Annotated in this window: 6 protein-coding genes; all 6 read right to left on the bottom strand. The window is 31.8% G+C overall.

The features are described from left to right. Window positions 1-48: 48 nt before the first annotated feature. Genes HNR41_RS02975 through HNR41_RS02950 form a run of 6 tightly spaced genes read right to left on the bottom strand, consistent with a single transcriptional unit; the run spans window position 49 to window position 12,023 of the window. Window positions 49-2,445, bottom strand: coding sequence for a heparinase II/III domain-containing protein (locus HNR41_RS02975; RefSeq protein ID WP_184281597.1), 2,397 nt, complete (start codon window positions 2,443-2,445; stop codon window positions 49-51). Between the two features lie 10 nt (window positions 2,446-2,455). Continuing rightward, window positions 2,456-5,086 (bottom strand): CgeB family protein, encoded by a 2,631-nt coding sequence (locus HNR41_RS02970; protein WP_184281595.1) that lies wholly within the window; start codon window positions 5,084-5,086, stop codon window positions 2,456-2,458. A 15-nt stretch (window positions 5,087-5,101) separates the two neighbouring features. Then, window positions 5,102-5,971: a GW dipeptide domain-containing protein gene (locus HNR41_RS02965; RefSeq protein ID WP_184281593.1), complete on the bottom strand. Its 870-nt coding sequence runs from the start codon at window positions 5,969-5,971 to the stop codon at window positions 5,102-5,104. A 59-nt stretch (window positions 5,972-6,030) separates the two neighbouring features. Next, a complete protein-coding gene (locus HNR41_RS02960; protein ID WP_184281591.1) occupies window positions 6,031-7,512 on the bottom strand; it encodes a hypothetical protein in 1,482 nt (493 codons plus the stop codon). Between the two features lie 15 nt (window positions 7,513-7,527). Further along, a complete protein-coding gene (locus tag HNR41_RS02955; RefSeq protein ID WP_184281589.1) occupies window positions 7,528-9,351 on the bottom strand; it encodes a hypothetical protein in 1,824 nt (607 codons plus the stop codon). A gap of 53 nt (window positions 9,352-9,404) precedes the next feature. Further along, on the bottom strand, window positions 9,405-12,023 hold the full coding sequence (locus HNR41_RS02950) for a glycosyltransferase (RefSeq protein ID WP_184281587.1): 2,619 nt from the start codon (window positions 12,021-12,023) through the stop codon (window positions 9,405-9,407). Between the last annotated feature and the right edge of the window lie 8 nt (window positions 12,024-12,031).

The following is a 12,031-nucleotide window of genomic DNA, read 5'->3' as shown; positions in this document are numbered from 1 at the left end:
ATTTAAAAAGTTTTCAGAAAGCCAACAAGGCCTTGTCGACAACATTTATTATTTCAATAATTCAGGTAAAACATTTGTTATAAATTTTTTTGTATCCTGATAACCAAGATTCTTTTCTTCTTCATACTTAAACTCAATATTATTATTCTCTAACCATTCAATTATAGGTAACGTATGTTTTTTCTTATGGTAATCCTTCTCACCAATACCAATATATATATTACTTTGGTACGGGTAATTTCTTAAACTGACATTAAATAAATAATTGTTGAGATATATTAGATTTCCAGGGTTATTATTATCAGCTAAGTGAATTAATAAATCTTTATACTGCTCATGACGATTATAATAATCACCAATTTTTGATAATGGTGTAAATGAGATTATATTCCTAAATCCATTTTTCAAACCATAGTATAATGCTGCAAAGCCTGCCTTAGATCTACCAAATAATAAAACATCATCTAAAGAATATCTGTCTCTATTAATTATAGAGAATATTAGACTTTCTATGTCTGCTTCAATCGTACTAGTGCTCTTACCTTTAATGAATGATGAGCCTATTTTAAATTGGTTATCATTTATATACAGTACGTTATAATTCTTTTCATCAAAAAAATCGTCGTATGATTCCAAAGGATATTTATAAGGAGCATGTACTGCATTAAATACCACAGCTAATTTATCATGCCCATAGTTTTCATATACATATGAAATATCACCTTGTACGACAACTTTTTCTTTTCTTTCAAAAGAACTGCTACCTGTAATCTTAAAGTCCTTCAACCTTATAATCGTTTCTATCTCAACATCTTTCATTGTTGATTTATTAAAACCCTCTATCATAACAGTATTTAATGGTTCAACAGTTTCAGTTTTAGGGAACTGATAGCCCATCAATTGTGGCCATTTTTTTTCTCTTATCACTTCTACACTTACGTTATCCATATTCTCTATTTTCTTAATTTCCATTTCAGCAATTTTAGAATTATTTTTGAAAATGGATAGGATACTACCGTTTTGGATAACTTTCAAATTACCATTAACCTGGAACAATAGTTGATATTGATTATGTTCGTTTGATTTAATGATATCTTTAATAGCGAAAATTTCCTCTTCAAGGTTCCCATCAACTTTACGAGTGTGAATTACATTTTCATATCTTTGATTTTTCGCTTGAATAACAAATTCATTATCCTTATCATTAATAGAATGATTCTCGACGTATACGTCATCGAACTTATAGTCCGTTCTCGGTAATGATTTATCGTTTACAATCAAAGTCGAGTGCCCGTATTGGGAATATGCATATTGAGTCATCGGATCTTTGTAATTATAACTGTGTGGACCTGCGTCTACAAATATTGGTCCATTCTTAGATAATATGAAACTTAAATCATCTGTATGTTTATGATAATGCATATGATAGCTTGCTAAAAATAAAAAGTATATTGCATCTTTTTCCCATTTATTTCTCGCAATTAAATATCCTGTTTCAGGATATGCTTTTATTAAAGGACTCGGTGCCTTTCCTTCTTTACCCGCTGAAGTGATGAACTTGTATTCTTCACTATCAAACAATTCTCTATATCTTCCAATTGTAGACATATTAATTACAGTACTGTCAGAAATATTCGGAAGTTTAAAGTCCGGCATGATTATATTTATTGTATAATCTTCACCTTTTCTAAATATATCTTGTAAATATTCTAATCTATCGTCAGAGTAATCTATCTTTTCTAATGCCTGAAGGATTTGCTTTAAGCTATAAATTAATAAAACATGATAAGAAGGCGCATGTTCTTTATGAATACCTTCTGATGTAAATACTTCTTTAAAGTATGTCACTAATCTATCCATTGCTTTATTGAAAATAATATTGCCTGCAAAATTTTCAAATTTAAATAATGTATAAGCGATTAACCCCATATCCTGGAACATTCCATGGTTATTTAAGCCAGCATAAAAGTCATCTTGATATAACAGATTACCCAGTTCATCTATTTTTTCTTCAAATAGATTTGTTTGCTCTTCACTCATAAGGTTTTGGAATTCATTGTAATACTTGAACCAGAATAACAATCTGATTGCGGTACCTTCATCATGGTACGCAAGTGGATCGATACTATCAATCTTTTCAATAGGGAATGTTTTAAACCAGTCAGTTAACAATTTAAAGCTCTCAGTAAAATATTTTTCGTCTTTTGTTTCCGCATATGCTCTTGTAAAATCACTTAGAAATATATGTGTGTGAAGCCATCTTCTTAAACTTCTTGAATCACTTTCTGTAGACCATCCATTTTCAACATCCACATGTATGTCGCGAAAATTTGACAGGTTAAATATTCTATTATTTAAAATGTTATCTGCTGCTTCGACTTTATTTTTAGAAGTGCTATTCCCAGTCATAGGCATAATATATTTTAATCTAGCTTTTTTATCCATAATAATCATCCTATACAATTACGTTATATTTTTGTTCATTAGAAATATCAATGCCATCTTTGATATAGTTCATTTTATCGTTGGAATAAATCTTTATACCAAGGTAATTAACATCAGATATCTCTTTTTCATTTTTTAGATACTTAAAACTTTCCAGAAGACTAAAATTAGAAAAAATTTCTGAGTGGATAATCGATGCATTGATGTTTAATGATTCAACAAATTCATGTTCTGATCTCTCATTGACTTCTGCCAATTTATCATTTTCATTAGTTAAATAACTTTTCTTACCAATAATTTCAGCATCTGTATACTTCGTAGCAATGATTAAATCCTTAAGATAGTTTTCTGCATAGAAATCATTAATACAAATTGGTGCTAAAAGGTCTGTTGAAACTAGTTTACTTAACGTTTCAAAGAAATCACCAGCTCTTTTTTCATTGATAATTGTAATGTTGTTATTCAATAAACATACATCATTAGTATTATATTTAACTATGACAAAAAGTTCTTTGTTAGAATAAGATATTTCATCAAATATAGTAATGGCTTTATTTACATCACTATCATTTTCAATAAAAGCTATAACCGTAACTTTCTTATTCGCATACGTAAAATCATAACCAAGATTTGTTGCAACTTGTAACAATCGCTGTTCATAGGTATGTTCTGAAAGTACACGTCTTATTCCCAGCTGTTTCACTTTATTATACTCACTCGAATCAGTATTAAGTTTTGATAAATATTCTTCTAACTCGTCAACATTCTCCGAATAACCGATTATATCACCAAATTGTTTCTCCATTCCTAAACTATAGTTGCTAATAATAGGAGTACCCGATGCTAAACCCTCATATACACGGCGGGCATACATTGTAGGAGAAGTCTTCACAGTATTTATATTAATCATATACTTATAGCCTTTATAGGCTTTTTCAATTTCATAAAATGGTAATGTACCCAGAATATACTTTCTGAATTCTTCCGGGAAAAGGAAGTTTAAACGCTCACCTTTTTTAGTATATTCATAATTGCGATCATAGATATACAGATTATGAGGAATTGATGCTCTGAATAATCTGTTCATATCCCTTGATCGTTCTTCTCTCAATCCGTAATAAGAACCAGCAAATGAAATTCCATCGACTCTTTCTTTTTGAATCTTCAATGGATTATGGTTTACCGGTTGTGCTGCAAATTGAAGAACATCAACATTCTCATGATTACATGCAGCTTTATAGTCATCGACTCTATCTTGGTCTGTGGTAAATATATAATCACATAATTTAGCAGTATGAATGAAATGATCATAATGTACAGGATCTTCTTTATTCCAAAATACTACTGGGATATTTAATGATTGTGCAAAAGCAATCAATTCTTTAATATAGCTGTGCTTCTCATCGGTAACATAAGCTATTTTCTTCGACCAGTCTCCATTATTTCCGTGCCAGCTTGACTCTATAAATATAAAATGTGGCATAAACGAATTTATTTCGTTTTTCCAGTTATCAAATGTCAATCTGAGTAAGTCTGCTTCATATTTATAAGAATGATATGTAAACTCATCCATTATAACTGCCATTCTCAAATCTTTTATGCTTTTAATTGTTTTCATATGAGTATCAATTTCATAACGGCTATTCCACTCAACAATTTCATATTCTGTTTCTGTTTCATATTCAATAATATTAATTGGCTGTATTTCGACCTTACCTGTACCGGTAAATCTATAACTTAAGCGAATTGCGCTTGTATCCTTTTGAAATCTGATAAACTCGCTTTCATTTGTCAGTTTAATTAAATTTGTTTTCCCAGTATTATTGTATTCAATTACAGTCGGTGTGAAATCAATTTCATCATGTAATTTAAATCGCGTTATTAATTTATAAAGGTTTTTCGTATTAATATTAATTAATGACTGCTCGGGTAATTTATTGAAACTGTTGTTCTGAATTCCATAAGAAAAGTAAATGAAATTTTTATTTAATTCAGGAACTGAAATTAATAAATTATCATTATCTTTTTTCATTGTTACCCGAGTGTCCGGATTATACATTACATCTGTATTTAATTCTAAAAACGTATTGCTTAAAACTGTCATGTTTTCTTTTACTACATTCATTTCTAAATTATAAAAAAATCCTTTATTTTCGGGGACAATAAAAGCTCTCAGGTAGTTAGTTTCTTTATTTGGTAAAATACGTACACCATTCAAATTCGAATATTTCCTCGCTAAAATACCTTTTTCTGTAGAAAATTCGATAACTATAAAATGACAGTTAATATCATCATGATTGTCATAGTTAAATTCAAATTTTAAAATCTCATTCTCCCTGAGACTATAGTTCTCTACTTCTATATCATTACCAAGACGATAATATTTTTTATATTCCGAATCGACATAGTAAATACCATCTTTACTATTTGTAAATGCATCAAACACAGTTTTATTACCTGTTGAATTTTCTAATATATGTTCAGGTATACTTATAGCAGTCCGACCGATTATAATATTGTTCTTATTAATTCCTTTTATTTCACTAAGCGGCAGATTATATGATAAATCTTCAATATGCTTCACTCTATTTTCACTTATAAAGTATTCATTAAACTCCTCAACAACTGATTGCTTATCCAAAAATTCACCCTCTTATTACAGAATTTCTTTTAACTTTTTAATATTTTGCTTAGTTTTCTTTTCCTGTTCATGTAATTCTTTAATGTTACTTTTAAGTTTGATAATTTGATTACTATAGAATTCATTCTGTGTCTTAACTTTCTCCTGCAGCTGATAAAATAAAGCATCGATAATCACTTCGTCCAATGTTTCAATGACTGATTTCTCTACAATTATGTTTGTGCTGTTAATATCAGTCCAATATCTTTTTCCATTAATAATTACTCTCACACCATTAAACTTTTCAAATCCGCCTAAAGAACTATATAGTTTGCTGTCATGTTCAAAGTTTTCAATAATTTTTTTCTCAAGCTTACTATCTTTGTATAAGTTCACTTCATCTGCTATAAATTCGAATTCTTTTTTATAGTTTATAAAAAATGAAATATCCTTCAAATTGATAAATCCCAGTAATTCATCTTTCAATATGATTGAACAATAAATTTCATTATTATGAATAGCGTAGAAATCACTGATAAAGATTTTAAACCAGTTATCTTTTAATTTCTGTGTATCTATTTCGAGTATTTCATTAAGCTCATTGTCTATATTTTCTGCAGTAACAATCTTAATTTCCTGTTTTCGATTATTTATATATGCTATTGTACTCTCTTTTGGACTACACCATCCGATTAGATTATCTTTATACTTAAATTTAAAATAATACTTCTCATTTATTTTAGCAGTAGAAATGACATCCACTACTGTGTTGTTAAATGTTAATAAGTCTTCAGTAATTTCTTTTAAATCAATCTGACTATATATATGACTTCCTTCTGTTTCTTTGATATGTAATTGAAAATTTAAATTGTACTTCTCTATCCAGTCCATATAAGATAATGACATAAACATACTCCTTACGATATTTATTAAAAAAGTGAAGAATCTAATTCTTCACTTTTTAATTAATCTATTTCTTTAACAGTAATCTTCCCGGCTTTTTGCCATGATGCCGCATCATAATTTCTTTCATAGTACATCTTTATATTTATCTCTGAACCTGATTGTATAAACTTTCCTTCCAGAAATTCATCGATATTAAATAACTCATTATTTAGTTCCACTTTTATTCTGTGAGCATTTTTAGGGTTATTAAAGTAACTTTCAACAAGAATCATGCCCGGACCGTTTTTCACATATGTCATTTCATAAATATCATCTTTACTAATCAGTTGGGATGCCGGATGAACAGTAATCCCTTTATCCAGAATTTTACCGTCCAGATTCTCAGATACACTAATCCCCTGTGTTTCAGCTTCCCGCAGGAATTCCTGATTCACTACTACTTTCTTCAGCTCTTCTGACATCTTTTGATTCTGTTTCTTCATTTTTGTATATTTCTGCAGCAATGTCATGCCCTCGGAGAAGTCATAAAAATCAATTGCCGGATGCATTATTTTATTAATTCTTGTCAGCGGATCAAATGCTGCGGCATCTTTAAAGCTGTATATGATTTCCTGTATTGCCAGAACATTGAACGGATCATAAATCAACATCGGTTTCTGCTCATTTCTGTAATTCAGTTTATGCAGCAGATTATATTCTATACTAGAGCGTGCTTCTAAATTTTCATCGTTCAAATTGTATAAACTATTAAAATTATCCAATTCTTCATCTGCCAATTCTATATCTTTCTTCATATAAGAGCTGTAATTCATCAGATGAGTATTGGCAAGATAAGTTGATGAAGGTTCTGCATCTTCTTCCAGGATATTCATTTTATACTCGCGTGCCATCCAGTTCCCTATTTTAACAGTCAGTTCATCATTCTCTCTGAGATTCAGTGTCTGATCCATAAGGGCCGGGCCCAGTATAGAAATGATTGCTTTATTCATTTTATTTCTTCTGAAGTTCAAAGTTAAATCTTTACCGAGAAAATATTTATACTGGTTGCTTACGAGATCCAGGACAGTTCTCTCAATACGTTCATCCGTCAGTCTGCTGTCTGTTATACTGATTCTCGATAATGTAAAGTCCTCCAAATCCAGAATAGATAAACCGTTTAATGTCGGCAGTGTATCTGTATTGTGCACTGTCACAATTTTTTCAGCTGCATCAAAATAGACCGGTGTCATTCCTGCAGCATCTGTAATCAGTTTCCAGCTGTTGTCTGTTTTAAACATCAATACGAAATGCCCATTTAAATATTTAATGTCCTCCAGAATCTCAGAGGGATTATTTAAAAGATTACTTAATGTTTCTTTCATGTTTTGATTTGGATTTCTGACATCGAAACAGTAACCGTAGCTTATGATTGTACTGTTATTTTTTATAACCCTGTTAAAAATATCTTCATGGTCATAGCTTATAACCAAGTCATCCTTTAATTTATAGTTACAACTGTATTGATTATTCACTTCATGTGATATTTGAAAACTGTTTAACATGATTAACCTCCGATTTTATACATTACTTATTTGAATACGTCCTGCCTGCTGCCATGATTCTTTATCGAATACATTACTATAATCTATTCTAATCATAAACTCCTGGAAAGGTTCAAGTGTGACATCATAGCCTTCAAATAAATCGACGATATCAATACTCTTATATGTTTTATTATCAAGCTTCATTATTTTAACATTAATATACTTTCTGCCGCTTTCTTTATTAAAAAGACTCTTTAGATGCAAATTTTTTGATTCATGCGTATTGTTTTTCGCTTTAAACACATAATGATTCTGCGGTCCTACAAATTCAGATTCAGGCTTAATTATAAAACTGCTATCTTCATTTTTTGTTAAAGTAAGGTTGTTTAATTCATATATCTTCAGACCATTAATATACTCATTATTTAATCCGAGTTTTTGATAATCTACATTAATTGTTTTCTCATTTACACCTATGAACAAAAGTGCCGGCCAATATTTATTTATCAAAGTTTTATACAGCACTTTATCCTTACGTTCCTGAATCGAGGGCGACTGCAGGAGATCGATAATTCTGCGTGTATTTACAAATATAAAGTCGAGCAATTCAGAATCTGTCTCCTGCGTGACATTACTGTGCCAATTCCCCATACGACTCTCCAGATGGAAAATTTCAAAATAATGCCTGCCTTTTCCTACACCTTCACTATGAAAATTACGTTTATAGTATTCTTTAACGATATCATTATAATTCGGAAGTTTAACCGCTTCTTTTGAAACACCGTGTATGAAATCGTTCATCTCTTCATAAGTAGCGGGATTATGATTTTTCTTTAAAGGAAAGTCCGATTTCCCCATCCCATATACTGTGGACTTAATATGAAGAGCTTTATTAAATTTTCTTTCATTGCGGAAATAGTCTATTAAAGAGAATGAATGTGCAGTCTGCAAAGTCTGCAGGGCATTTTTCCTTTCATTCCCCTGTAAATTATAATCCGCCAGGTCCACCATCGTATGATTCACATTTAAGTTTGTCCCGATAGCTTTAGTTATAAACATATCAATATCGTATATTTCCTGCGCACGTTCACTTAAACGTGCAAGATTAGGGTGCAGATATGTAATATACTCCACCTTTTCACTGAAAGAATTCGTCAACGCCATCGATACACGGGAATCATAGCCCCCTGTTAAAGTGAGTATAATTTCTTTCTGCGAATGCTTTAGCCATTTAATCATTTCATTAAAATATACTTCCAGTTCTTTAACAACAAAGTCGATGCTTTTATGAACAATGTCTTTATCCGGATAGTATCTTTTAAATTCCCATGTGCTTAAATCAAGTTTTAAGCTGGGATTGAACTTAAAAATACTTTCATATCTTGTAAAATCAAATGAACCTTTCAGTTCCTCTCTCAACGGTTTAACTTCGATATTATTTTGTTTCAGCACTTCTTCAATCAGAATATCATGTGACGAGATTACTTTCTGATTCTCTGCATAGTTAATCGGCAGCAATGCGCTCGCATCTGTATAGACTTCCGCCTCAGCTTCCTTATTAACGATAAGCACATACCGTCCATTAATATAATCCAGTTCCCTGTCAATATCATTTGATACTGACAGGTTTCGAAGGATTTCTATATCTGTTAAGTCACCATCGCGAATATCAAGCATATAACCCAGTGCAATCAGCTGGCTGTTATTCTCTTCATATACTGTAACGTCCATATCATTACTGTAATGTAAATTATATTCCCCAATACTTACTTTAGAACTCTGTGTGATATTGTCAGACTGCAAGGATTGATGCAGCAATACGTATGAATACGATATTTCGATATTATTTACTAACACGCTGTTCCCCCCACAAAACGATGTTTCTCCTAGAAGTGATTATCTGAGCAACATTATTTTTGATATTCTAAAATTTTCTCTTCCACAAGTGCATATTCATCGCCGATATAATCTTTGTAAAGACTAAATATTTCATGCAGCTTTTTTGCGGCTTCAGGCTGATTTGCTTCTTCTACTCTTTCCAGTCTCGGCAGATACCAGTTCATGAGATAATACTCAAAACGATCTTCTAAATACTCGTTAATTAAGTCATTTTCAGTCAGGAAGTTAATACGGTATTTTTCTAATTTCAAGTACTTCTCAAAGAATGACAATCCTACTGTATTCGTTACAGAATCAGCAACCGCACCATAATACATGTGAATGACTTCATCAATTGCCTTTACCTTATTTGAATGAAGCAGCAGTTCCTGATAGTAAATCGTATCCTGTCCAATTGCGCCTTCGACCATTTTAATATTATTGTCATCAATAATACTCTTACGCACAATCATAGCCTGGATACTCTGAGCTTTTAAGAACGAACGTTTAAGGAAACCTTTCGTATCATCAATCAGATTGTTCTTATAGTTATAATGCTGAACAGTCTTATAATAATTAAAAATACTCTTTTCATTCTGGTCTTCTTTAACCATATTACCGACAACCATATCAAGAGTATCATCCGCTTCAATCTCTTCTAAAAGCCTGCTAAAGCCGTCTCCTGTCGCTTCGTTGTCCGGATCAAGGAATGTAACCAGCTCTGTTGAAGCAAGCTCTACACCTTTATTACGCGGTGTTGAAGCGCTGCCTGATGCTTTTTCGAACTCGTAGTAGAGGATATCCGGATTACGTCTGATCAAACGGTTCACTATATTGATCGTTTCTTCATCTGTTGAACCGTCATTCACAAAGATAATTTCCATGTCATCATATACAGACTGGCGTTTTAAACTGCGCAGGCATTTGTTTTCAAGATATCTTCCATTATTGTGAATCGGTACAACAACACTCAGCTTATGCTTTCTGCTGCTCATCACCGGCAGTTCTGTGTGAAGAACAACTTCAGTATCATCGATATTCAATCCTGATAAAACTTTATTTTTAACGGTTTCAATATTTGCATCCGGTAAAATGCTCAGGTCAAACATTGTTAATGCTATATCTGAAAAATTATTTGTAAAGTTGTATTTCTCTTTCGAGTTATCTTTTGTAACAAAATCTACGTCAGCATATTTAAATCCACTGACCAGTTCTTCTATATAATTTTCTTCATAGTAATACTTTTCATTGTCGAAATATGTCACGAAACGATACGGTGATAATCCAATATCGTTTAATTCATCTTTATTAATGAAGTCAATATCTTTATATGACTGTGCTTTAACCATCTGATCCGCATCGTTATCTTCTGATTTTAAGACTACAAGCACTTTTGCATTATCAACATCAAGCTCGTGTCCCAGTATGTCATACATATATTTAATTCTATGGTACGTCGTTTCATAATTCATTGTCTGACGTATACCCGCAGATGAAATTTCTCTTATTGCTCTGTCTGATGTATGTGTCAGGAATTGAGGAACATCAGTTTTGTAATTATAAATAAATACGTGGGGGAATTTACTATTCACTCCAACTGAGAAGTTAGATAACAATATGTTTCCAAATGCCTGCAGTTCATACACTCTGTTTGCAAACATCGTGTTTGAGTACTTAACTGAGTTGACGTTAATCGCGTTTCTGTATATTTTATGAGTCTTCATAAGTAAGTCATGCGGCAATGGGTATGATAAGTATTCCATATATTTCGGCGGGAAATGATATCTTTTATTTTCGAGTTTTAAGTTACGGTCTATAATCGTTAAATTTTTACCAGCTTTAACTGCGCCATCAAATGCCATTGCTGATTCCTGGTTTCTGATTGGATATTTTACCATCCAGCTGCCCGCAAAAATAACGTCATCTTTGTACTCTTTAAATTCAGGTGCATTAATCCCAATTGGATTATGTTTATGAGGATTGATTCCGAATTCCAATTTATACACTCTGTCGTGGCCGACTGCTTCAATGTAACGTGGAATTATTTCTTCTGCTGAGGTAAAGACATAATCACACTTCTTGGCAATTTCAACAAACTGGTCATAGTTAACAGGGTCTTCTTTTGAGTAGAACAATGTCGGTATATTTCTATCCTGCAGTTCTTTAATCAGTTCATACAGGTGATGACGTTCTTCCGACTTGTCTTTAGAGACATTCTGCCAGCTGCCGTCAATACCTTTCCAAGTGGTTGCTATAATAACAAAGTCAAATTCAATTTCTATATTGTCTTTGTCGTAGTTAATGTAATGCAGATTCACTACATCATTATATGCTTCATATAAAAATTCATCACAAATAATCCCTACATTTAAATCTATTTTTTTAAACACACGGGAACCATTTGATTCTGTTACATACTCAGACAATTCCTCAACTTGATTGATGAGTCCTGGTTTGCCCTGTTCATTGAATAACTTATAGTATTCTTCCAATGACAAATCATGATACTGAGTTGATGTAGAAACGTCCTTATTAAAAAGATCCCCGTATGTATCAACATCATGGAATTTTGCCAGCTGGTAAAGACCCAGCAGATAATTATCAGAAATACTTACATGAGGTAATACTGATTCGTTATTATTTGCCGTCAATACAATAC

This window comes from Jeotgalicoccus coquinae (assembly GCF_014207425.1).
Lineage (GTDB): Bacteria > Bacillota > Bacilli > Staphylococcales > Salinicoccaceae > Jeotgalicoccus > Jeotgalicoccus coquinae.
Note: the sequence above shows the minus strand (reverse complement) of the source record. Positions and strands in the feature narration are given on the sequence as shown.

Bases quoted from the DNA above. Each gene is read 5' to 3' on its own strand.
- HNR41_RS02975 (WP_184281597.1), bottom strand. From the start codon at position 2,445: ATGGATAAAAAAGCTAGATTAAAATATATTATGCCTATGACTGGGAAT.
- HNR41_RS02965 (WP_184281593.1), bottom strand. From the start codon at position 5,971: ATGTCATTATCTTATATGGACTGGATAGAGAAGTACAATTTAAATTTT.
- HNR41_RS02960 (WP_184281591.1), bottom strand. From the start codon at position 7,512: ATGTTAAACAGTTTTCAAATATCACATGAAGTGAATAATCAATACAGT.